Here is a 22,620-nt window from a genome sequence, read left to right on the forward strand (position 1 = left end):
CCTCGTAGTACTTCCTGAGCGCGCCGGCTGACGCCACCCGCACAGGTCGCTCGTCGCGCGCGCTCGCCCCTCGTCCAACCCGGTGCCTCGGGTCGAGGGGCTTTTTCGTGCCCGGCGTCCGGCCGGCGCGGCCCCCTCGCACCGGACGACCACACCCGCACTCGACCCGCAGGAGACGACGATGGTCCAGGGTCCCCATCCCGCACCCCCCCGCAGCCCCGTGCGCCCCGCGCGCCCGGTCGCGGACGGGCTGCCCCGCCCCTCCGAGTCGCCGGCCGACGCGCCGCGGCGCGTCGGGCCCGAGAAGGTCACGGGCGCGCAGTCGATCGTCCGCTCCCTGGAGGAGGCGGGCGTCGAGGTCGTGTTCGGGATCCCGGGCGGCGCGATCCTGCCGACCTACGACCCGCTCATGGACTCGACCCAGGTGCGGCACATCCTCGTGCGGCACGAGCAGGGCGGCGGGCACGCGGCGGCGGGCTACGCCTACGCGTCCGGCAAGGTCGGCGTCACCATGGCGACGTCGGGCCCGGGCGCGACGAACCTCGTGACCGCCATCGCCGACGCCAACATGGACTCGGTGCCGATGGTCGCGATCACCGGCCAGGTCGGCGCCTCCATGATCGGCACGGACGCGTTCCAGGAGGCCGACATCGTCGGCATCACGCTGCCGGTCACCAAGCACAACTACCTCGTGACCGACGCCGACGACATCCCGCGGACCATCGCCGAGGCGTTCCACATCGCCTCGACGGGCCGCCCCGGACCCGTCCTCGTCGACATCGCGAAGTCGGCGATGCAGGCGCAGACGACGTTCTCGTGGCCGCAGGACATCGCGCTGCCGGGCTACCACCCCGTGACCAAGCCCCACGCCAAGCAGATCCGCGAGGCGGCGCGTCTCCTCGCGACGGCGCGCCGGCCCGTGCTGTACGTGGGTGGCGGTGTGGTCCGCTCGGGCGCCTCCGACCTGCTGCGTCGTCTGACGGACGCGTCCGGTGCGCCCGTCGTGACCACGCTCATGGCGCGCGGCGCGTTGCCCGACTCGCACCCGCAGCACCTCGGCATGCCCGGCATGCACGGGACCGTGGCCGCGGTCGCGGCCCTGCAGAAGGCCGACCTCGTCGTGGCGCTCGGCGCACGGTTCGACGACCGGGTGACCGGCCTGCTGTCGTCGTTCGCCCCGCTCGCGACCGTGGTGCACGCGGACATCGACCCGGCGGAGATCGGCAAGAACAAGCGTGTCGACGTGCCGATCGTCGGTGACCTGCGCGAGGTCATCGGGGACCTGCTCCCGGAGCTCGAGCGTGAGCACGGCCAGCACGGCAAGCCCGACCTCGAGGCGTGGTGGCGGCAGCTCGACGCCTGGCGCGAGACGTTCCCCCTGGGTTTCGACGAGCCGTCGGACGGTCACCTGGCGCCGCAGCACGTCATCTCCCGCATCGGGGAGATCTCCGGGCCGGAGTCGATCTACGTGGCCGGCGTCGGGCAGCACCAGATGTGGGCGGCGCAGTTCATCAAGTACGAGCGGCCCGGCGCCTGGATCAACTCCGGCGGGCTGGGGACGATGGGCTTCTCGGTGCCCGCGGCGATGGGTGCGAAGGTCGGCGACCCGAGCCGCACGGTGTGGTCCATCGACGGTGACGGCTGCTTCCAGATGACCAACCAGGAGCTCGCCACCTGCACGATCAACGAGATCCCGATCAAGGTCGCGGTCATCAACAACAGCTCGCTCGGCATGGTCCGCCAGTGGCAGACCCTGTTCTACGAGTCGCGCTACTCCAACACCGACCTGAACACCGGGCACGGCACGGCGCGCGTCCCCGACTTCGTGAAGCTGGCGGACGCGTACGGCGCCGTGGGTCTGCGGTGCGAGACGAAGGCGGACGTCGACGCGACGATCAAGCGGGCCATGGAGATCGACGACCAGCCCGTCGTGGTCGACTTCACGGTCTCGCGCGACGCCATGGTCTGGCCGATGGTCGCCGCCGGGGTCAGCAACGACGCCATCCAGTACGCGCGTGGCATCAGCCCCGCGTGGGACCGCGAGGACTGAGGAAGGTAGCCGAGCCATGACCCGCCACACCCTGTCCGTCCTCGTCGAGAACAAGCCCGGCGTGCTCACGCGCGTCGCGGGGCTGTTCGCCCGGCGGTCGTTCAACATCCACTCGCTCGCGGTCGGCCCGACCGAGCACGAGGAGATCAGCCGCATCACCGTCGTCGTGGACGTCGACGCGCTCCCGCTGGAGCAGGTGACCAAGCAGCTCAACAAGCTGGTCAACGTCATCAAGATCGTCGAGCTCGAGGACGCCGCCTCCGTCCAGCGCGAGCTGCTGCTCGTCAAGGTCAAGGCGGACGTCACGCAGCGCACGCACGTGCTCGAGGTCGTCCAGCTGTTCCGCGCGCACGTCGTCGACGTCGTGCCGGACACCGTCGTCATCGAGGCGACGGGCGGCCCCGGCAAGCTCGACGCGCTGCTCGCGGCCCTGGAGCCGTTCGGCATCCGTGAGATCGTGCAGTCCGGCACCGTCGCCATCGGCCGCGGCTCGCGGTCGATCACCGACCGCGCGCTCGAGCGCGTGAGCCGGTCCGCGTGACGTCCAGTCCCAACCGTTCCCCCCGCACCACCTCCGTACGCACGACCGAAGACACAACCGAGGAGATCCACCGTGGCTGAGCTGTTCTACGACGACGACGCCGACCTGTCCGTCATCCAGTCCAAGAAGGTCGCCGTCATCGGCTACGGCAGCCAGGGGCACGCGCACGCGCTCAACCTGCGCGACTCCGGTGTCGACGTCACCGTCGGTCTGCGCGAGGGCTCGTCCTCGCAGGCCAAGGCCGAGAACGAGGGCCTGAAGGTCGCCTCGGTCGCCGACGCGGTCGCCGGTGCGGACGTCGTCGTCATCCTCGCGCCCGACCAGGTCCAGCGGATCGTCTACCGCGAGGAGATCGAGCCGAACCTCAAGGACGGCGCGGCGCTCGTCTTCGGCCACGGCTTCAACATCCGCTACGGCTACATCAAGCCGGCCGCGGACCACGACGTCCTCATGGTCGCCCCCAAGGGCCCGGGTCACCTCGTGCGCCGCGAGTACGTCGACGGGCGTGGCGTGCCGGTCATCGTCGCGGTCGAGCAGGACGCGTCGGGCAAGGCGTGGGAGCTCGCGCTCTCGTACGCCAAGGCCATCGGCGGCCTGCGCGCCGCGGGCATCAAGACGACGTTCACGGAGGAGACCGAGACCGACCTCTTCGGTGAGCAGGCCGTCCTGTGCGGTGGTGTCTCGCAGCTCATCCAGTACGGCTTCGAGACCCTGACCGAGGCCGGCTACCAGCCCGAGGTCGCGTACTTCGAGGTGCTGCACGAGCTCAAGCTCATCGTCGACCTCATCTGGGAGGGCGGCATCACCAAGCAGCGCTGGTCGGTGTCCGACACCGCCGAGTACGGCGACTACGTCTCGGGCCCGCGGGTCATCACGCCCGAGGTCAAGGCGAACATGCAGGCCGTGCTCGCGGACATCCAGAACGGGAAGTTCGCCGAGCGCTTCATCGCGGACCAGGACGCCGACGCGCCGGAGTTCAAGGAGCTGCGCGCCAAGGGCCAGAACCACCCGATCGAGCCGGTCGGCCGTGAGCTGCGCAAGCTCTTCGCGTGGGTCAAGCCGTCGGACACCGACTACCAGGAGGGTTCGGCCGCGCGCTGACCCACCCCCGCTGAAGCGCGAGAGAGCAATTCGGTTGCGACCGGATTGCTCTCTCGCGTCCGGGGATGAGGTGCGGCGGGGCAGGTCGTGGGGGAGGATCACGGCGCGGCCTCGCCCGGCGGGGTCGGTAGGTTCGCGGACGACGACGAGGGGTGACCATGACCGACCAGCCGACGGCGGGTGCCGAGACCGGCACGCAGGACACGCGCATCAGCGACTTCTGGGACGCGGCGCGCGGGCACCTGGGCTGGGGCAAGCTCGACACCGTGCTGGGCGAGTCGGTCGACGGTGCCGTGCCGCCGCCCGCCTGGTCGTTCGGGGACGACGCGCGGCTCGCCGACGAGCTCCTGGGCCTGGTCCTCGACGGGCGCAAGACCGCGACGTCCACGGCACTGGTGGAGTTCACGTCGGGCGACGAGCCGCTGCCGCGCGTGGGTGACGTGTCGATCGTGCTGGACTCCGCAGGCGACCCGCGGGCGCTGCTGCGCACGACCGACGTCGAGGTCGTGCCGTTCGACCGGGTGGGTGCGGAGCACGCCGCCGCGGAGGGCGAAGGCGACCGCTCCCTGGCGTCGTGGCAGCGTGAGCACGAGGTGTACTGGCGCCGCGTGCTGGGCGACGAGGGCTTCGCGCCGACCATGGACGTCGTGACGGAGCGGTTCGAGCTCGTCTACCCGAAGGACGGTCCAGCGCCCGCGGTCGACTGACCGAACCGTGAGACGGCGAGTCCGAGGCGTGGACAGCAGGTTACGCTGGACCCATGGCTGACACGACCCCGCCCTCCTCTTTGAACCTGGCTGTCGTCGCGGGCGACGGCATCGGCACGGAGGTCGTCGAGCAGGGGCTCCTCGTGCTCGACCAGGCCCTGCACGGCACGGGGACGACGGTCCGCACCACGGACTTCGACCTCGGGGCGCGCCGCTGGCACGCCACCGGTCAGACCCTCACGGACGAGGACCTGGCCGCGATCCGCACGCACGACGCGATCCTCCTCGGGGCGATCGGCGACCCGGGTGTTCCCTCGGGGGTGCTCGAGCGCGGGCTGCTGCTCAAGCTGCGCTTCGCCCTCGACCACTACGTGAACCTGCGCCCGAGCAGGCTCTTCCCCGGGGTGAGGAGCCCGCTGGCCGCCCCCGGCGACGTCGACTTCGTCGTCGTGCGCGAGGGCACCGAGGGGCCGTACGTCGGCAACGGTGGCGCCATCCGCGTCGGCACGCCGCACGAGGTGGCCAACGAGGTCAGCGTGAACACCGCGTTCGGCGTCGAGCGCGTGGTGCGGGACGCCTTCGCGCGTGCCGCGGCCCGTCCGCGCAAGAAGCTCACGCTCGTGCACAAGCACAACGTGCTCGTCCACGCGGGGCACCTGTGGCGCCGGACGGTCGAGGCCGTCAACGCCGAGTTCCCGGACGTCACCGTGGACTACCTGCACGTGGACGCCGCGACGATCTTCCTGGTGACCAACCCGTCGCGCTTCGACGTCATCGTCACGGACAACCTCTTCGGCGACATCCTCACCGACCTGGCGGCGGCGATCACCGGGGGCATCGGTCTGGCGGCCTCGGCCAACATCAACCCCGACCGCACGGCCCCGAGCATGTTCGAGCCCGTGCACGGCTCCGCGCCCGACATCGCGGGTCAGGGCAAGGCCGACCCCACCGCGACGGTGCTGTCCGTCGCCATGCTGCTCGACCACGTCGGGCTGCCGGACTCCGCCCGCGCGGTGGAGGCGGCGGTCGCCGCCGACCTCGCCGAGCGCGGCGCGGCCGAGCGAGTACGGTCGACGGCCGAGGTGGGCAAGGACCTCGCCGCTCGCGTCGCCGGCTGACCCTCGGGGTCGAGCCGCACGCGGCGGGCGCGGCGCGTCCGTCGGTCCGCAGGCTCCCGCCTGCACCTGTCCACCCGGCCGTCCGCACCGGTACCGTCGACGTCGACCCTGGTGAAAGGCCCCCTGATGAGCACGATGACGACTCCTTCGTCCGACACGTTCCAGATCAACCGCAGTGACGCGCCCGCGACCGTCGCCGAGCGCGAGGCCGCGCTCGCCGCGCCGCAGTTCGGCGTCGTCTTCACCGACCACATGGCCCGTGTGTCCTGGACGCACGCCGCCGGCTGGACGGACCGCCGGGTCGAGAAGTACGGCCCGCTGATGCTCGACCCCGCCACCGCGGTGCTGCACTACGGGCAGGAGATCTTCGAGGGGCTCAAGGCCTACCGGTACCCCGACGGCTCCGTGTGGTCGTTCCGGCCGGAGGCGAACGCCGCGCGCTTCGCCCGGTCAGCACGCCGCCTCGCGCTGCCCGAGCTCTCCGCGGCGGACTTCCTCGGTGCGATCACCGCGCTGGTCGACGTGGACCGCGACTGGGTCCCGTCGGGCGAGGAGACGAGCCTGTACCTGCGCCCGTTCATGTACGCCTCGGAGCCGTTCCTCGGCGTGCGGGCCTCGTTGGAGGCGGAGTTCCTCGTCATCGCCTCGCCCGTCGGCCCGTACTTCGCCGGCGGGGTGAAGCCGGTGTCGATCTGGGTGTCGCGGGAGTACCACCGGGCCGGGGCGGGCGGGACGGGTGCCGCCAAGTGCGGAGGCAACTACGCCGCGAGCCTGCTGCCGCAGCAGGAGGCCTACGCCAAGGGCTTCGAGCAGGTGTGCTTCCTCGACGACCGCACGGGCACGCAGCTCGAGGAGCTCGGCGGCATGAACGTCGTCGTCGTGAACGCCGACGGGTCCGTGGTGACGCCTCCGGTGTCGGGCACGATCCTCGAGGGCGTCACGCGCTCGTCCATCCTCACGCTGCTCACCGAGGCGGGCCACGAGGTCTCCGAGCGTCCCGTGCTCCTGGAGGACCTGCGTGCGGGCCTCGCGGACGGCAGCGTCACCGAGGTGTTCGCGTGCGGCACCGCAGCCGTCATGACGCCGATCGGCCGGCTCGCGAGCGACGACTTCGACCTCGTCGTGGGTGACGGGGCCGCGGGCCCGGTGACGACGCGCATCCGCGCGCAGCTCACGGACATCCAGTACGGGCGCGCGTCCGACCCGCACGGGTGGATGCACCGACTCCTCTGAGGGGGCCGCCCGGGCGGGTCGTCGTCAGACGGCCACCCGGCGGACCGTCCAGCCCAGGACGCCCGTCAGCAGGGACCAGACGGCGATGCCGATGAACAGGTTGACGATGCCTGAGGCGATCGCCGACCCGATGGCGTCGGTCCACGTGAGGGGCAGCAGCGTCGCCACGACGGTCGCCAGGCCGAGGATCCAGCCGAAGAAGGCCCGCGGACGCGGGGTCGTCAGCACCAGGAGCTGCAGCAGGGCACCGGCGGCCACCGCGACGAGGATCCCACCGAGGACGTACGCGCCCATGGGTGACCCGACGCCGAACGGGTCGCGGAACACCAGGTCGATGCGCAGGATCTGGTCGAGCACGATGACCCCGACGACGCCCACGAGCGCCGCGACGAGGGCGGTGGCCGCGACGCCGGCCCAGAACCGGCCCGTCTCCACGGTGAGACGGGACTCGGTGCGGGCACCCGCAGGCGCGGCGGGCCCGGCCGCAGGCGCGGCCGGAGACACCGCCGGCGGCCCCGATGCCGGTGCTGCCGAGGTCGGTCGCGGGGCTGCGGCGGCCGGGGGGACCGCCTCGTACCTGCGGGTCGGCTCGTCCTGCGGCCGGCCGGAGGTGGGGATCGACATCGTCGGCTCCTGTCTCGCACGGGACGTCGGGACGCGCGGACGCGTGACGTCGCAGCACACGCTAGCGATTGGACGCCCGTTCGGCACCGGTTGCTCCCGGTTCGCCGGGCCGCCCCGCACTCGAACCACTCGTCCGCATGATGGACGGGCTGCCACGGCGGCGTCCGGTGTGCCACCATCGCCCTGTGACCCGCTTCACTCTCATCATCGTGTAGCGCGTCGGCCGACCAGCCGACGCGCAGACCTCCCGCACCCCCGGGGGGTCTTTTTGTTGGTCCAGACACCGTGGGCACCACCCCCGCCCGCGGCCACGTCGACGAGGCACCGGCACCACCCCCGCCGGACGCGCACCCGCTGCCACGCCCGCCGACGCACGCCCACACCGCCCCGAGGAGCCCTGCGTGACCCAGTCCACGGCACCCACGTCGACCGGCCCGACCCTGCCGTCGACGTTCCACGTCTACGACACGACCCTGCGGGACGGCGCCCAGCAGGAGGGCATCAACCTGTCGGTGGCCGACAAGCTGACGATCGCGCCGATGCTCGACGAGCTCGGTGTGGGCTTCATCGAAGGTGGCTGGCCGGGTGCCGTGCCGAAGGACACGGAGTTCTTCAAGCGGGCGGCGAAGGAGCTGGACCTGCGCAACGCCGAGCTGGCCGCGTTCGGGGCGACGCGCAAGGTCGGGGTGCGTGCGGCCGAGGACCCGCAGGTCCGTGCGCTCCTCGACTCCGAGGCCCCGGTCGTCACGCTCGTCGCCAAGTTCGACGTCCGGCACGTCGAGCGCGCGCTGCGCACGGTCCCGGACGAGGGCCTGGCGATGATCGCCGACACGGTGACGTTCCTCCTGCGGGAGGGGCGCCGGGTGTTCGTCGACGCCGAGCACTTCTTCGACGGCTACCGGTACGACGCCGACTACGCGCGTCGCGCCGTGGTCACCGCGTTCGAGGCGGGTGCCGAGGTCGTGGCGCTGTGCGACACGAACGGGGGCATGCTCCCCGACTGGGTGCGGCAGATCGTGCAGGACGTGCGGCAGGTTGCCGGGCCTGACGCCCTGCTGGGGATGCACGCGCACAACGACTCCGGCTGCGCCGTCGCCAACACCCTGGCCGCCGTCGACGCGGGCTGCGCCCACGTGCAGGGCACGGTCAACGGGTACGGCGAGCGCACCGGCAACGCCGACCTGCTGTCGGTCGTCGCGAACCTCGAGCTGAAGCTGGGTCGGCAGGTGCTCACGCGTGATCCCGAGGCGCCAGGCGGGCTGACCGAGCTGACGCGCATCGCGCACGCGATCAGCGAGATCACCAACATCTCGCCGTTCGCGCGCCAGCCGTACGTGGGGGCGAGCGCCTTCGCGCACAAGGCCGGCCTGCACGCGTCGGCCATCAAGGTCGACCCCGACCTGTACCAGCATGCCGATCCCGAGCTCGTCGGCAACGACATGCGCATGCTCGTGTCCGACATGGCGGGCCGGGCGTCCATCGAGCTCAAGGGCCGTCAGCTCGGCATCGACCTCGCCGAGCACCCGGACGTCCTGTCGCGCGTCATGCACCGCGTCAAGGACGCCGAGGCCTGCGGCTACACCTACGAGGCCGCGGACGCCTCGTTCGAACTGGTCCTGGTCGAGGAGCTCGACGGAGCGCGGCCCGTGTACTTCAAGGTCGAGTCGTGGCGCACGATCGTCGAGCGCAACGGCGCACGCGGGACGGCTGCGACGGCGGAGGCGACCGTCAAGCTGCACGCGGGTGGCGAGCGCATCGTCAGCACCGGCGAGGGCAACGGGCCCGTCAACGCGCTCGACCACGCGCTGCGGCTGGCGCTCGGGCGCGTGTACCCGGAGCTCGCGGCGTTCGAGCTCATCGACTTCAAGGTCCGCATCCTCGACCAGATGCAGGGGACCGACGCGGTGACGCGCGTGCTGATCGAGAGCACGGACGGTCAGACGTCGTGGAGCACCGTCGGTGTCGGCCCCAACCTGATCGAGGCGTCGTGGGAGGCGCTCACCGACTCGGCGATCTGGGGACTGCGCCACCACGGGGTCCTGCCGCGCTGATCGGACGCACGTCCAGCGGGTCGTCGCGCCGGGGGCGTGCGCACGGCCTAGCCTCGGGGATGGCACCGAGGCCCGAGCAAATGGAAGGAGCCCCTGCGTGTCCGGCACCGCCCCCGAGCCGTCCGACGACCCGAGGACGCGCCCGGACGCGCCGGTGGAGGCCGGCACCCCGGAGGATCCAGCGCGCAGGCGCGCCCGCGGGTGGAGGTGGCTCGTCGCCGTCCTGGTCGTCGCGCTCGTCGCCGTCCTCGTGTGGCGGCCGTGGGACGTGCAGGATCCGGCACCCGTGCCGACCACCGACACCGTGACCACGCTCGAGACCACGCCCGTGCCCACCCCTGCGCCGAGCCCGACGGCGAGCCCCGTGCCGCGACCGGGCGCGGATGCGGTCTTCGGCCCCACCACCGCCGCCACCCTGTTCTCCACGAGCGCGGACCTGGAGGCAGGTGTGCCCGCGGCGGCAACGGGTGTCTCGCGGGGCCTGGAGCCGGGGAGCCAGCCGTGGGGTCTGCGCGACGGCGCCCAGGTCGACCCCGCGTCCTGCACCGCGGCCGTCACGGTCGTGTCGGTGCCGCCGTCGCACCACGACGCGACGTCGTGGGGCAACGCGGAGTTCACGTTCGAGGAGGACGTGGTGCTGCTGCTCGACCCGGCGGCAGCCCGGGCCGCGTTCCGCGCGCTCGTCACGACCGTGGACGAGTGCCCGCGCTACGCGCTCGTCGAGCCCGGCACCGACGGCACCCGGTGGACGGCCGAGCCGGCGCTGGAGGGGCAGGGGGTCTTCCCCGCGATCGTGCACGACGTAGTGGCGGAGGTCGACGGCGACACCTTCCAGCAGACGACCGGTCACGTCCTGGTCGGCAACGCGATCCTCACGTGGACCGCGACCGCGCTCGAGGCGGAGGACCGCGAGCAGGCCAGGGCGGTCCTGGGCGTACCGGCCGAGCTCAGCGAGATGGTGGAGCGGCGTGCGCTCGCCGCGGTCCGCGGGATCACCTGACACGGGCGCACCGCCGACGCACCTAGGGTGGTCGTGTGCACGGTGAGTACAAGGTCCCCGGTGGCAAGCTCGTGGTCGTCGACCTGGAGGTCGGTGACGGTCTGCTGCGGGACGTCAGCGTCTCCGGCGACTTCTTCCTCGAGCCCGACGACGCGTTGGGAGTGCTCTCGGACGCGCTGGACGGTGTGCCCGCGGACGCGGGTGTCTCCCAGCTCGCCCGTGTGCTCGACGACGCGCTGGCCCTCGCCGTCGACCAGGGCCGGATCGCCGGACCGGTCGCGATGGTCGGGTTCGACGTCCGCGCGGTGGCGCTCGCCGTCCGGCGCGCACTCGGGTTGTCGACTGCGTGGGGGGACCACGAGATCGCGCTGCTGCACCCCGGCGCCATGCCGCCGGCGATGCACGTCGCTCTCGACCAGGTGCTCACCGAGGAGCTCGACGCGGGACGGCGCGGTCCCACCCTGCGCTTCTGGGAGTGGGACGAGCCGGCGGTCGTCATCGGCTCGTTCCAGTCCCTGCGCAACGAGGTGGACCTCGAGGCGGCGGCTCGCCTGGGCGTCACCGTGGTGCGGCGGATCTCCGGCGGCGGTGCCATGTTCATGGAGGCCGGCAACTGCATCACGTTCTCGCTGGTCGTGCCCGGGTCCTTGGTCGACGGGATGTCTTTCGAGGACTCGTACGCGTTCCTCAACGACTGGGTGCTGGGGGCACTGGCCGACGTGGGCGTCACCGCGACGACGACCGGCCTGAACGACATCTCGTCGTCGGCGGGCAAGCTCGCCGGGTCCGCGCAGAAGCGGCTCGCAGGCGGCGCCGTGCTGCACCACGTGACCATGGCGTACGACATCGACGCCGACAAGATGCTCCAGGTGCTGCGGATCGGTCGCGAGAAGCTGTCCGACAAGGGGACGCGGTCGGCCAACAAGCGCGTCGACCCCGTGCGCTCGCAGACCCACCTCCCGCGCGAGCAGGTCATCGACGCCTTCGTCGCGCACTTCCGGTCCCGGCACCGGACGGTCGACGACGACCTGCGCCCCGCCGAGCTCGAGCGGGCACGCGAGCTGATGTCGACCCGGTTCACCGACCCGGGGTGGACCGCCCGGGTGCCCTGAGGTCGTCCGCGGAGCGCCGTCGGCGGCCGGATCAGCCGGGCCGGATCAGCCGGGCCGGATCAGCCGGGCCGGGTCAGCCGGGCCGGGTCAGCACGACGACGAGGGCCGCGCCGCCGAGGAGCACGAGCGCCGCGGCGCACGCCGTGACCAGACGACCCCCCGGGTCGCGGCCGACGTGAGGTGCCGCCCCGGGCGTCTGCCGGCCGTGCAGGTCGTGCCTGCGGCGCCGCGCGGCGCGCAGCACGACGGCCGCCAGGACCGTCCCCGCGAGCGTCACCGACCAGGCGGCGACCCCCCAGATCTCCACCAGCAGGCGACCGGCCGCCACCGACCCCGCGACAAGCCCCAGCGCGGTACGCCGCCACGCGAGCGCCGTGCGCTCGGCGGCCAGCGACGGGTGTGCAGGCGCGGTCATGCCCGCAGCAGGCCGACCAGGACGAGCACGCCCGCCACGCCGACGCCGACGACCAGGAGGCCGAACCCGACGGGTGCGGGCAGCGGGTCGCTACGGCGCATCGCCCGCTCGACTCGGGACCACCCCCACCAGGCCACGGCCGGTGCGAGGGCGCCCAGGGCGATGAGCAGGACGGCTGCAGAGAGCCGCAGCCCGCGCTCGACGGGCAGGTCGAGAGCCTCGAGGGCGACGCCGCCGGCCAGCAGCGCGAGGCCGGTGCGCGCCCACGCGAGGAAGGTGCGCTCGTTGGCGAGCGAGAACCGGGCGTCGGGCTCGGATCCGACGCCGTACACCGATTGCGGGAAACGCCGGCCGGGTGTTTGCTGCTCGGGCTCCATGCGCCCATCCTCCCGGCTGGTCGGGCCCGGTGCCCGCGCGCTCACCCGTGCGCCTCGGCCGCAGGGCGGGAGCCGAACACCGCGGTCCCGACCCGGACGACCGTGGCGCCCTCCGCGACCGCGATCTCCAGGTCGCCGCTCATCCCCATCGACAGGCCGTGCGCACCGGCCGTGCCCGGCGCGCCCGACCCGACGACCTCGTCGCGCACCGCCCGCAGCCGCGCGAACCCGGCCCGCACCACCCGCTCGTCGTCGCTGCGCGCACCCACGGTCATGAACCCGGCGAGCCGGAGCCCGGGCAGCGCGGCGACGCGCGCCGCCAGGTCCGGCGCGGCGTCGGGGTGGGCACCGTGCTTGCTCGCCTCGCCCGACACGTTCACCTGGATCCAGACGTCCAGCGGCACGTCGCGCTCCCGCACGCGCGCGGACAGGCGCTGCGCGAGCGCGTCGTCCGCGACGGACTCGACCGCCGCCGCCCACCGCAGCGCGGCGTTGACCTTGTTCGACTGCAGCGGTCCGATCACGTGCCACGTCGGCGCGAGGTCCTGAAGCGCCGGGGCCTTCGCGACGAGCTCCTGGACGCGGTTCTCGCCCAGCAGCACCGGCGCGGTCCCCGAGCCCGCCGCCCTGGCGGCGGCGTCGGCCAGCAGCGCGGCCCGCACGGTCGCCACGTCCATCGTCTTGGACGCGAGCAGCACCCTCGCGTCGGTCGTCCCGCGCCCGGCCGCGGCGCACGCCGCTGCGACCCGCTCATGCACCTGCGCCAGGCGGTGCGCCACGTCCTCGCTGCTCACGCCCCGACCGTACCGGTCGGGCCGCACCCGCCGGTCGCGCGCCGACGTGCACGGCCACCGGGGACCGGCACGAGACGTGCGGGCGAAACCGCGGCGCCGCCCGGCGCCCGTGTGGCAGCGGGGGTGCGCCGGTCGCATGCTGGCGGCATGGGGGGGTGCACGGGGCGGCTGCTCGTCGCGACACCGGGGCTGCGGGACCGCAGCTTCCGGCGCGCTGTCGTGCTCGTCCTCGAGCACACCGAGTCGGGCGCGCTCGGGGTCGTCCTCGACCGGCCGCTCGACCTCGACGCGAGATCGGTGCTGCCCCAGTGGCAGGACCACCTCAGCGCACCGGGCCGCCTGTTCCAGGGCGGGCCCGTGGCGCGCGACACGGCACTCGCGCTCGCCGACCTCCCCGACGCCGACGCGCCGCCCGGTGTGCAGCCGCTGAACGACCGGCTCGGGGTGGTCGACCTGGAGGCGCCTCCCGCGCTGGTCGTCGACGGCGTCCGGGCGCTGCGGGTCTTCGTCGGGTACTCCGGGTGGTCCGCCGGGCAGCTCGACCGCGAGATCGAGCTGGGAGGGTGGTTCGTCGTCGACGTGGAGCCGGGTGACGTCTTCAGCGCCGACCCCGAGGGCCTGTGGCGTCGCGTGCTGCGTCGCCAGCCGGGGAACCTGGCGCTGCTGTCGACCGCACCGGACGACCCGTCGATGAACTGAAGGCCGACCGCGCCGGAGCACCGCCCGGGCACACGGGTGCTAGCGTCCTCGCGGTGCTCCGGACCACCTTCGCGGCGACCGACGTCGACGCCGCCTCGCCGGTCGCAGGGGTGTGCGATGTCTGACGGTCCGGCCGGCGGCGGTGCCGCACGGGTGACCATCTGGTCGCGCGGCTTCGTCCACGTCCTGGTGATCAACCTGGGTGTCAGCGTGGCCCAGCTCATGGTGAACACGCTCGTGCCCAAGCTCGCGGTCGTGCTCGGTGCGTCGGCTGTGGTCGTGGGCGTCGTGTCGGGGATGTTCGCGGTCACGGCGCTCGGCGTGCGTCCCCTGGTCGGGCCTGCAACGGCCCGCATCCGCTTGAACCACCTGCTCGCCGGCACCACCGGGGTGATGCTCCTCGCGTTCGTCACCTACGCCGTCGCCGACAGCATCCCGGTGATGATGGCCGGCCGGCTCCTGCAGGGAGCCGGGATGGGCTTCCTCGCGCCGGTCATGCTGGCGCTCGCGAGCGAGAACCTGCCGGAGCGGCGGATGGCGTCCGGGATCGGCGTGTTCTCGCTCGGGCAGGCCGCGGCCACCGCGATCGGTCCGGCGATCGGTCTGGCCCTGCAGCCCGTGATCGGCTACCGGGGCACGTTCCTCGTCGGCGCGGCCGTGCTCGGGGTCGCCCTGCTCATGGCCCTGCGCGTGCCCACCCACGCGCCCGTGGGTCCGGCCGGCCGCGGCTTCTCCTGGCGGTCCTTCGTCGCGGTGGAGGCGGTCGTCCCTGCCGTCGTCCTCTTCTTCCTCGCGGGTGCCTACTCCGGCGTCAACGCGTTCGTCGTCCTCTACGGCGAGGCGCTCGGCGTCACCGACATCGGGCTGTTCTTCACGGCGTACGCGGTCTTCGTGCTCGTCTCCCGTCCTGTCGCGGGCAGGATCGCCGACCGGTACGGGCTGGGCACGGTGATCGTGCCCGGCATGCTCGTCTTCGCGGCCTCCTTCGTGCTCCTGGCACGGGCGCGCACGCTCACCGACTTCCTCGTGGCCGGGGCGGTCTCCGCGTTCGGCTACGGCGTGTGCCAGCCGTCCGTCCAGACCATGGCGCTGATGTCGGTCGACAGGACGCGTCGGGCGGTGGCCGGCAACACGAGCTACATCGGGGTCGACCTCGGCTACCTCGTCATGCCCGTGGCCGCCGGCTCGGTCGTGTCGGCCGTCGGGGCGCGGGGGGCGGACCTGGCGACGAGCTACTCGGTCATGTACCTCGCGCTGGTCGTCCCCGTCGTGCTGGGCATGCTCGTGTACGTCGTCCACGGTCGACGGGCGGCACGCGCGCGCGGCGCGGACCCGGACGGCTGAGACGCCGACCTCCACTCAGGGGTCGGGGCGGACGCCCCGGGTCGGGATCGGGGAGGTCCCGGATGCCGCGCGAGCGCGAGCGGTGGGACAGTCGTGGGGTGAAGACCCTGCTGAACGTCATCTGGCTCGTGTTCGCCGGCGCGTGGCTCGCTCTGGGCTACGTGGCTGCCGGCATCGTCTGCTGCGTGCTGATCGTCACGATCCCGTTCGGCATCGCGTCGTTCCGCATCGCGAGCTACGTGCTGTGGCCCTTCGGGCGCACGATCGTGGAGAAGCCGAACGCGGGGGCGTTGTCGACGATCGGCAACGTCATCTGGCTGCTCGTCGCGGGGATCTGGCTCGCGATCGGTCACGTCGCGACCGCGATCCCGCTGTTCGTGTCGATCATCGGCATCCCCATGGGCATCGCGAACCTCAAGCTCATCCCGGTGTCCCTCGTGCCGCTCGGCAAGCAGATCGTCCCGACGGACAGCCCGTTCGCGGCGTACGGGCACTGACCGGCCCTGCGGCGCGGGTCAGTCGCGCGCGACGTCCGCCACGACCGCGTCGGTGAGCCGCACGAGGTCGTCGGGCGTGAGCTCGACGTCCAGCCCGCGACGCCCGCCGGAGACGAGCACGGTGTCGAAGAGCCACACGGTCTCGTCGACGACCGTCCGCAGCGGGGTGCGCTGGCCCAGTGGCGAGATGCCGCCGACGACGTAGCCGGTCGCGCGCTCGGCGGCGTGCGGGTCGGCCATCGCGGCGCGCTTGCCGCCCACGGCGGCGGCGAGCGCCTTGAGGTCGAGCCTGCCCGTGACCGGTACGACCGCGACCGTCAAGGTGCCGTCGACCTCGGCGACCAGCGTCTTGAAGACCTGCTCCGGCGGGACGCCCAGCACGTGCGCGGCCTCCAGGCCGTAGCCGAGGTCGCTCGCGGGGTCGTGCTCGTAGGTGTGCGCGGTGTGCGGCACACCGGCCGCCACGAGTGCCACCAGGGCGGGCGTCCCGGTGCTCGCGCGTGCGTCCTTCCTGGCCACCCGCCCAGGGTAGGGCGTCAGAGGGCGACGCCCACGAGGGCGCCGATCCCGTAGGTCACGGCCATCGCGAGGGAGCCACCCAGCACGTTGCGCAGCACCGAGCGGCTCTGCGGTGCACCGGTGAAGCGCGAGGACGCCCAGCCTGTGAGGACCAGCGCGACCAGCACGGCCGCGAACGTCACCGGCACGCGGGCCGCGGTGGTCCACGGGGCCAGCACCACGAGCAGCGGGATCAGTGCACCGAGCGTGAACGCGGTCATCGACGCCAGCGCCGCGTGCCACGGGTTCGTGAAGTCGTCGTCCACGTCGTTGATGGGCCGGCCCGCCGCGGCGGCGACCCGCTCGGCGTCGCGCTGGCTGCTCACCGACACGTACTCGCCCGACGCCATCGACAGCGCGCCGGCGACCAGCGCGGCACCCCCGGCCAGCGCGATCGTCGACGTCGACGCCGCAGCGCCGGCGACACCCACGACCGTCGCGGCGACCGACACGATGCCGTCGTTGGCACCCAGCACGCCGGCGCGCAACCAGTTCAGCCCGGCGTTCGACGCCGCCGGGGCCGGGCCCGACGGCCGCCGGCCGTGCAGCAGGGCGCCGAGGCCCGAGGGGGGTTGCGTGGCCGTGGTCATACGCCACCGTAGGCACGTCCGGGCGCGTCTGTCACCGCAGGAAAGGCTGCCCTGACCTGCGCGTATGCAGGATTGCCTACCCTTCGTGCGCGTCTCCGTGCCCGCGCCCCACGCCCGCGAGGGTGACTGGATCGCTCTCTCGCGGGGAGGGGGCCCCGTCCTGTCGTGACAGTGCGATCCAGTTGCGCCGTGGGTTGTGGACGGTGACTGGATTGCTCTCTCGCGGGGAGGAGGGGCTGCCCGTCCTGTCGTGAGAGTGCGATCCAGTTGCGCGGTGGGTTGTGGAGGGGGACTGGATTGCTCTCTCGCGGGGGAGGGTGGGTGGGTGGGGTCAGAGGGGGCCGACGGCCAGGATGCGCAGGCGGACCTCGCCGGCCTCGTCGGACGCCGCGAGGTCGACGAGAGCGTCGATGCGCCAGTCGTGGTCGCCCGCCGGGTCGTCGAGGATCTGCCGCACGTGCCACGTGCCGGCCGCGGGACCGTGCGCGTCGGCCGCCGTGCCCGCCGTCACCTGGAACAGCGCGGGGCCCCGTGCGGCCGCGCCCGTGCCGATCTCGTCGTGCGCGTCGAAGTACGGCTCGACGGCGTCGGCCCAGCGGTCGGCGGTCCACGGCTCATCCTCGGCGTCGACGTCGCCCAGCGCCGCGAGCGCGCCCCAGCGCTCGCGGGCGACGAGCTCGACGCGACGGAACATGGCTCCCCGCACGAGCGCGCGGAACGCGCGCGGGTCGGCGGTGACGGGCGGCGGGGGAGCGTCGCCCTCCTCGGCGTCGGCGACGTCCGCGACCGCGGCGTCCGGGTCGGACAGCCGCTCCCACTCGTCGAGCAGGCTCGAGTCCGTGCGTCGCACGAGGTCGCCGAGCCAGGCGACGATCTCCTCGAGCTCCTCGGTGCGGCGGTCCTCCGGGACGGTCCGACGCAGGGCGCGGTACGCGTCGGCGAGATAGCGCAGCAGGACGCCCTCGGTGCGGTCCAGCGAGTAGAGCTGCACGTACTCCGCGAACGTCGCGGCGCGCTCGTGCATCTCGCGGACGACCGACTTGGGCGACAGCGTGAGGTCCGCGACCCACGGGTTGGTGCGCCGGTAGGTCGCGAACGTCGCCTCGAGCAGCTCGCTCAGCGGACGCGGGTACGTGACGCCCTCGAGCAGTGCCATGCGCTCGTCGTACTCCAGGCCCTCGGCCTTCATCGCGGCGACCGCCTCGCCACGCGCCTTGTTCTCCTGCGCGGCGAGGACCTGGCGCGGGTCGTCCAGCGTGGCCTCGATGACGGAGACCACGTCGTGCGCGTACCCCGGGTCCTGCGGGTCGAGCAGGTCCAGAGCCGCGTACGCGAACGGCGAGAGCGCCTGGTCGAGCGCGAAGTTGAACGGCAGGTCCGCGACGAGCTGCACGGTCCGGCGCCGGCCGCCTCGCGCCGCCGGGTCGTCGACCCACGGGCGTTCGACGACGCCGCCCGCGCGCAACGAGCGGTACACGTCGACCGCCCGGCGGACGTGCCGCGCCCGGGCGCCGGCCGGCTCGTGGTTGTCGGTGAGCAGCCGCGTCATGACGGCCACGGGGTCGCCGCGCCCGTCACGGCCGCGCTGCAGCACGTGCAGGACCATCGCGTGCGACACCTGGAAGCTCGACGTGAGCGGCTCGGGAGGGGCATCCCGCAGGCGCTCGAACGTCTTGTCGGTCCAGTTGACGTGGCCCGACGGCGCCTGCTTGCGGACGATCTTCTTCTGCTTGCGCGGGTCGTCGCCGGCCTTGGCCAGTGCCTTGCGGTTCTCGATCACGTGGTCGGGCGCCTGCACGACGACCTCCCCGACCGTGTCGTAGCCCGCACGCCCCGCGCGTCCCGCGATCTGGTGGAACTCCCGCGCACTGAGGTGCCGCATGCGCACGCCGTCGTACTTCACGAGGCTGGTGAGCACGACCGTGCGGATGGGGACGTTGATGCCGACGCCCAGGGTGTCCGTCCCGCAGACGACCGGGAGCAGGCCGCGCTGCGTCAGTCGCTCGACGACGCGGCGGTACTTGGGCAGCATCCCCGCGTGGTGCACGCCGACGCCGTGCCGAAGCAGCCGCGACAGGGTCTTGCCGAACCCGGGACCGAACCGGAAGCCGCCGAGCTCGGCGGCGATCGCGTCGCGCTGCGCGCGGCTCGCGAGGGGGGTCGAGAGCAGCGACTGCGCGCGCTCCACGGCCTCCTTCTGCGTGAAGTGCACGACGTACACGGGTGCGCGGCGGGTCGACACGAGCTCGTCGAGCAGCTCGTGCAGCGGCTCGACCGAGTACGCGAACGTCAACGGCACGGGTCGCTCCGTGTTGGCGACCACCGCCACGTCCCGGCCCGTGCGGCGTTCCAGGTCCTCGACGAAGAACGAGACGTCACCCAGGGTGGCCGACATGAGCAGGAACTGCGTGCGCGTGAGCTCGAGCAGCGGGACCTGCCACGCCCACCCACGCTGCGGGTCGGCGTAGTAGTGGAACTCGTCCATGACGACCAGGCCGACGTCGGTGTCGGGGCCGTCGCGCAGCGCCTGGTTGGCGAGGATCTCGGCCGTGCAGCACACGATGGGCGCATCGGAGTTGATCGCGGAGTCGCCCGTCACCATCCCGACGTTGGCCGACCCGAACACGTCGACGAGGGCGAAGAACTTCTCGCTGACCAGCGCCTTGATCGGTGCGGTGTAGTAGGAGCGGCGGCCCTGCGCCAGCGCCACCGCGTGCGCGGCGACGCCCGCGAGCGACTTCCCGGAGCCGGTCGGCGTCGACAGGATCACGTGCGCCCCGGTGAGGAGCTCGAGGAGCGCTTCCTCCTGGTGCGGGTAGAGCGTCAGGCCCTGGTCCGCGGCCCAGGACGTGAACACCTCGTACAGCGCGTCGGGGTCGTGCGCGGCGTCCCCGGAAGGCAGGCGGTCGGTCAGGTTCGCAGCGTCGGGCACGGTGCGATCCTCGCACGTGGCGCCCCGCCGCCCGTGGCCCGGCCGGTGCGGGCCGGACCACGCGGCGCCCGGCGCCCGGCCTCGGCCCCGGTCGTCCCGTCACGCGTCAGGTCGCGTCCCACAGCAGGCGGTAGTACGCGATGCGCTCGTCGTCGGGCTCGACGCCGTAGGCCTCGTACACGGTGGTCTCGTACCCGGGGCCGTAGTTCCACGCGGTGCTCCACGCGGCGATCGCCAGGTCGGCCCAGCGGTCGGCGACGCCCAGTCGCCCCAGGTCGACGTGCGCGGCCCAGCGGCCGTCGTCGCCGATCAGCGTGTTGGGCGCGCAGGCGTCGCCCTGGCACACGACGAGCAGGTCGACCGGCGGGACGTCGACCAGCCGTGCACGCGCCTCCTGCACCGTCAGACCCCGGTGCTCGGGCGACCAGTCGGCCGGGGTGTCGCCGGCGTCGAGGTGCTCCAGGGCGGTCGTGAGGCGGGCATGCACGGACCAGTCGAAGGGGCACTCACCCGCGGGCAGGGTGTCGTGCAGGGACCGGAGCCCGGCGCCGATCGCGGACGCCGCCTCCGCCGGTCGCCCGGACCACGGCGGCACGACGGCACTGCGAGCGTCGAGGGCTGCGGTGACCAGCCAGGTCCCGTCGTCGTCGGCACCGAGGTCGAGGACGTGGGGCACGGGCGTGAACCGGACGGCCCAGGTCAGGCGCTGCGCCTCGGCGAGCAGGTCGATCTCGGTGACCTCGGCGGGTGCCCACTTGACGTACCGGTCGCGCCCGACGCGGAACGTCACGCCGCCGCTCCCGTTGACCCACACGGCCTCGACGGGGGAGCCGGCGGCGATCCGCTCCACTGCCGCAGGCACGGGTACGTCCTCACCGGGCAGTCCGCTGGGGATCTGGGGAGGGACGATCGGTCCGGTGGCGGTGTCGGGCACGCGGCGATCATCGCACCGCCGTCGCCGTCGGCTCCCGAGCACCGCGTCGGCGGCGGTCGGTGGACGATCAGGTGCGGGTCGACGCCCGCCCGCGCGGCCCGCAGAGGGGCGGGCGTGGCGACGTGATTCTCGTCGTCCCGGGACGTACGGGCCGGTAACCTACGGTCACGTAGGTTACGCTGGCGTAGTGACGCTCCCAGCACACCCCGCCGACCTGCCCGCTGCCTGGCCGCAGGGAGTTCCGCGCGACATCGAGATCCCCGACGAGCCCCTCACCGCCACGCTCGACCGCGCGGTGCAGGACCACCCGGACCGGGTCGCCATCGACTTCCTGGGTCAGGCCACCACGTACCGCGACCTCGGCGCCCAGGTCGACCGCGGGACCCGCGTGCTGCACGACCTCGGTGTACGCGCGGGCGACCGGGTCGCCCTCGTCATGCCCAACTGCACGTCGCACATCGTCGCCTTCTGGTCGGTCCTGCGCCTCGGCGCCATCGTCGTGGAGCACAACCCCACGTACACGTCGGACGAGCTGGCGCACCAGCTGGCCGACTCCGGCGCCACCGTGGCGATCGTCTGGGAGCAGGCCGTGCCGCGGGTCCTCGAGGCCCAGGACCGGACGGAGCTGCGTCACGTCGTGGCCGTCGACCTCTCGGCCGACCTGCCGCGCACCGCGCGCTGGGCGCTGAAGCTGCCCGTCGCCAAGGCCCGGACGACGCGTGCCGCCATGCGCGGACCCGTGCCTGCCGGCGTCCCGCACTGGCACCGCCTGGTGGCGGCCGCGGCGCCGCTGCGGCCGTCCGACGCACCCGTGGCCTCGGACACCGCGCTGCTGCAGTACACCGGCGGCACCACCGGCACCCCCAAGGCCGCCGTCCTGAGCCACCGCAACCTCGTCGCCAACGCGCTGCAGGGCCAGACGTGGACGCAGCACGAGCCGGGCACCGAGGTCGTCTACGGCGTCCTGCCGTTCTTCCACGCGTTCGGCCTGACGCTGTGCCTCACGTACGCCGTGCGGATCGCTGCGACGCTCGTCGTGCTGCCCTCGTTCGACCCGGCCCGCGTGCTGGCGGCCCAGCGCCGCCGCCCGGGCACGTTCATCCCCGCCGTGCCCCCGATGCTCGACCGGCTGGCCGTGGCGGCCGAGGAGGCCGGCGCCGACCTGACGTCGTTCCGGTACTCGATCAGCGGCGCCATGGCGCTGCCGCGCGCGACCGCCGAGCGCTGGGAGCGCGTCACGGGCGGCCTCGTGTCCGAGGGCTACGGCATGACCGAGACCTCGCCCGTCGCGCTCGGCAACCCGCTGAGCCCTGACCGACGTCCGGGGGCCCTCGGCCTGCCGTTCCCCTCCACGTACATTCGCGTCGTCGACCAGGAGGACCCCACACGCGACGTCGCGACGGGCGAGCAGGGCGAGCTGCTCATCTCCGGTCCGCAGGTCTTCCAGGGCTACTGGAAGCGACCCGAGGAGACGGCGCACCAGCTGCTCGAGGGCGGCTGGCTGCGCACCGGTGACGTGGTCCGCGTCGACGACGACGGCATGGTCGTCCTCGTCGACCGGATGAAGGAGATGATCGTCACCGGCGGCTTCAAGGTGTACCCCTCGCAGGTCGAGGACCACCTGCGCGGCATGCCGGGCGTCTTCGACGTCGCGGTGGTGGGCGAGCCCGCCGGCGACATGGGCGAGCACGTCGTGGCCGCCGTCGTGCTGCACGACGACGGGTCCGGCGCAGGCGTCGACCTCGCCGCGGTGCGCGAGTGGTGCGAGACGCGCCTCGCGCGGTACGCGCTGCCCCGGCGCCTGGTCGTGCTCAGCGACCTGCCGCGCTCACAGGTCGGCAAGGTGCTGCGCCGGGTCGTCCGCGAGCAGGTGCTCGACAAGACCCCGAAGAATTCCTGACACCCCCGCGTGAGCGTCGCCCCCGCCGCTCCGCACGTGCCGG

General features: G+C 73.2%; 21 protein-coding genes. 13 read left to right on the forward strand and 8 right to left on the reverse strand.

The genetic code is table 11. From position 1 onward, the window contains the following. The first annotated feature begins 181 nt into the window (after positions 1 to 181). The 6 genes from NP048_RS05880 (at position 182) to NP048_RS05905 (ending at position 6,750) form a co-directional block, all read left to right on the forward strand. Positions 182 to 2,050 carry an acetolactate synthase large subunit gene (locus tag NP048_RS05880; protein ID WP_227577282.1) on the forward strand — a complete coding sequence of 623 codons (1,869 nt, stop codon included), beginning with the start codon at positions 182 to 184 and terminating at the stop codon, positions 2,048 to 2,050. Positions 2,051 to 2,066: 16 nt separating this feature from the next. Next, positions 2,067 to 2,591, forward strand: a complete 525-nt coding sequence (gene ilvN / locus NP048_RS05885) for an acetolactate synthase small subunit (protein WP_227577283.1) — start codon at positions 2,067 to 2,069, stop codon at positions 2,589 to 2,591. 72 nt (positions 2,592 to 2,663) lie between these two features. Continuing rightward, positions 2,664 to 3,692 carry a ketol-acid reductoisomerase gene (ilvC, locus tag NP048_RS05890; protein ID WP_227577284.1) on the forward strand — a complete coding sequence of 343 codons (1,029 nt, stop codon included), beginning with the start codon at positions 2,664 to 2,666 and terminating at the stop codon, positions 3,690 to 3,692. Positions 3,693 to 3,850: 158 nt separating this feature from the next. Beyond that, positions 3,851 to 4,399: an ASCH domain-containing protein gene (locus NP048_RS05895; protein WP_227577285.1), complete on the forward strand. Its 549-nt coding sequence runs from the start codon at positions 3,851 to 3,853 to the stop codon at positions 4,397 to 4,399. A gap of 53 nt (positions 4,400 to 4,452) precedes the next feature. Beyond that, complete coding sequence (locus tag NP048_RS05900) at positions 4,453 to 5,517, forward strand: 3-isopropylmalate dehydrogenase (protein ID WP_227577286.1); 1,065 nt, start codon at positions 4,453 to 4,455, stop codon at positions 5,515 to 5,517. A gap of 126 nt (positions 5,518 to 5,643) precedes the next feature. Continuing rightward, on the forward strand, positions 5,644 to 6,750 hold the full coding sequence (locus NP048_RS05905) for a branched-chain amino acid aminotransferase (protein ID WP_227577287.1): 1,107 nt from the start codon (positions 5,644 to 5,646) through the stop codon (positions 6,748 to 6,750). Positions 6,751 to 6,774: 24 nt separating this feature from the next. Here the strand turns inward: NP048_RS05905 and NP048_RS05910 are convergent, their stop codons facing one another. After that, complete coding sequence (locus NP048_RS05910) at positions 6,775 to 7,374, reverse strand: DUF6069 family protein (RefSeq protein ID WP_227577288.1); 600 nt, start codon at positions 7,372 to 7,374, stop codon at positions 6,775 to 6,777. 401 nt (positions 7,375 to 7,775) lie between these two features. On the opposite strand from NP048_RS05910, the gene cimA reads away from it, so the two are divergent. The 3 genes from cimA to lplB all read left to right on the forward strand — a co-directional run bounded on the left by cimA (position 7,776) and on the right by lplB (position 11,537). Then, positions 7,776 to 9,425 carry a citramalate synthase gene (gene cimA, locus NP048_RS05915; RefSeq protein WP_227577289.1) on the forward strand — a complete coding sequence of 550 codons (1,650 nt, stop codon included), beginning with the start codon at positions 7,776 to 7,778 and terminating at the stop codon, positions 9,423 to 9,425. Between the two features lie 97 nt (positions 9,426 to 9,522). After that, the gene (locus NP048_RS05920; protein WP_227577290.1) at positions 9,523 to 10,425 is read left to right on the forward strand and encodes a hypothetical protein; all 903 of its coding nucleotides are present in this window, start codon (positions 9,523 to 9,525) and stop codon (positions 10,423 to 10,425) included. A 35-nt stretch (positions 10,426 to 10,460) separates the two neighbouring features. Further along, positions 10,461 to 11,537 carry a lipoate-protein ligase small subunit gene (gene lplB / locus NP048_RS05925; RefSeq protein WP_227577291.1) on the forward strand — a complete coding sequence of 359 codons (1,077 nt, stop codon included), beginning with the start codon at positions 10,461 to 10,463 and terminating at the stop codon, positions 11,535 to 11,537. Positions 11,538 to 11,610: 73 nt separating this feature from the next. On the opposite strand, the gene NP048_RS05930 is transcribed toward lplB, so the two are convergent. Genes NP048_RS05930 through NP048_RS05940 form a run of 3 tightly spaced genes read right to left on the reverse strand, consistent with a single transcriptional unit; the run spans position 11,611 to position 13,123 of the window. Next, positions 11,611 to 11,952 carry a DUF202 domain-containing protein gene (locus NP048_RS05930; protein ID WP_227577292.1) on the reverse strand — a complete coding sequence of 114 codons (342 nt, stop codon included), beginning with the start codon at positions 11,950 to 11,952 and terminating at the stop codon, positions 11,611 to 11,613. Beyond that, positions 11,949 to 12,329 (reverse strand): YidH family protein, encoded by a 381-nt coding sequence (locus NP048_RS05935; protein ID WP_227577293.1) that lies wholly within the window; start codon positions 12,327 to 12,329, stop codon positions 11,949 to 11,951. Before NP048_RS05935 ends, NP048_RS05930 begins: the two co-directional genes overlap by 4 nt. 41 nt (positions 12,330 to 12,370) lie before the next feature. Further along, entirely contained in the window at positions 12,371 to 13,123 is a 753-nt protein-coding gene (locus NP048_RS05940; RefSeq protein WP_227577294.1) for a YggS family pyridoxal phosphate-dependent enzyme, read from the reverse strand. Between the two features lie 147 nt (positions 13,124 to 13,270). On the opposite strand from NP048_RS05940, the gene NP048_RS05945 reads away from it, so the two are divergent. From NP048_RS05945 to NP048_RS05955, 3 genes are all read left to right on the forward strand, one after another. After that, positions 13,271 to 13,822, forward strand: a complete 552-nt coding sequence (locus NP048_RS05945) for a YqgE/AlgH family protein (RefSeq protein WP_227577295.1) — start codon at positions 13,271 to 13,273, stop codon at positions 13,820 to 13,822. 117 nt (positions 13,823 to 13,939) lie between these two features. Beyond that, positions 13,940 to 15,166, forward strand: a complete 1,227-nt coding sequence (locus NP048_RS05950; RefSeq protein WP_227577296.1) for an MFS transporter — start codon at positions 13,940 to 13,942, stop codon at positions 15,164 to 15,166. Between the two features lie 98 nt (positions 15,167 to 15,264). Next, positions 15,265 to 15,663: a YccF domain-containing protein gene (locus tag NP048_RS05955; RefSeq protein WP_227577297.1), complete on the forward strand. Its 399-nt coding sequence runs from the start codon at positions 15,265 to 15,267 to the stop codon at positions 15,661 to 15,663. An 18-nt stretch (positions 15,664 to 15,681) separates the two neighbouring features. On the opposite strand, the gene ybaK is transcribed toward NP048_RS05955, so the two are convergent. From ybaK to NP048_RS05975, 4 genes are all read right to left on the reverse strand, one after another. After that, positions 15,682 to 16,182: a Cys-tRNA(Pro) deacylase gene (ybaK, locus tag NP048_RS05960; protein ID WP_227577298.1), complete on the reverse strand. Its 501-nt coding sequence runs from the start codon at positions 16,180 to 16,182 to the stop codon at positions 15,682 to 15,684. Positions 16,183 to 16,199: 17 nt separating this feature from the next. Further along, complete coding sequence (locus NP048_RS05965; RefSeq protein WP_227577299.1) at positions 16,200 to 16,811, reverse strand: VIT1/CCC1 transporter family protein; 612 nt, start codon at positions 16,809 to 16,811, stop codon at positions 16,200 to 16,202. A 331-nt stretch (positions 16,812 to 17,142) separates the two neighbouring features. Then, entirely contained in the window at positions 17,143 to 19,743 is a 2,601-nt protein-coding gene (locus NP048_RS05970; RefSeq protein ID WP_227577300.1) for a DEAD/DEAH box helicase, read from the reverse strand. A gap of 106 nt (positions 19,744 to 19,849) precedes the next feature. Beyond that, a complete protein-coding gene (locus tag NP048_RS05975; protein ID WP_227577301.1) occupies positions 19,850 to 20,677 on the reverse strand; it encodes an aminoglycoside 3'-phosphotransferase in 828 nt (275 codons plus the stop codon). A gap of 187 nt (positions 20,678 to 20,864) precedes the next feature. On the opposite strand from NP048_RS05975, the gene NP048_RS05980 reads away from it, so the two are divergent. Then, the gene (locus NP048_RS05980; protein WP_227577302.1) at positions 20,865 to 22,577 is read left to right on the forward strand and encodes an AMP-binding protein; all 1,713 of its coding nucleotides are present in this window, start codon (positions 20,865 to 20,867) and stop codon (positions 22,575 to 22,577) included. Positions 22,578 to 22,620: the final 43 nt, after the last annotated feature.

Origin of the sequence: Cellulomonas xiejunii (assembly GCF_024508315.1) — a bacterium.
GTDB lineage: Bacteria > Actinomycetota > Actinomycetes > Actinomycetales > Cellulomonadaceae > Cellulomonas > Cellulomonas xiejunii.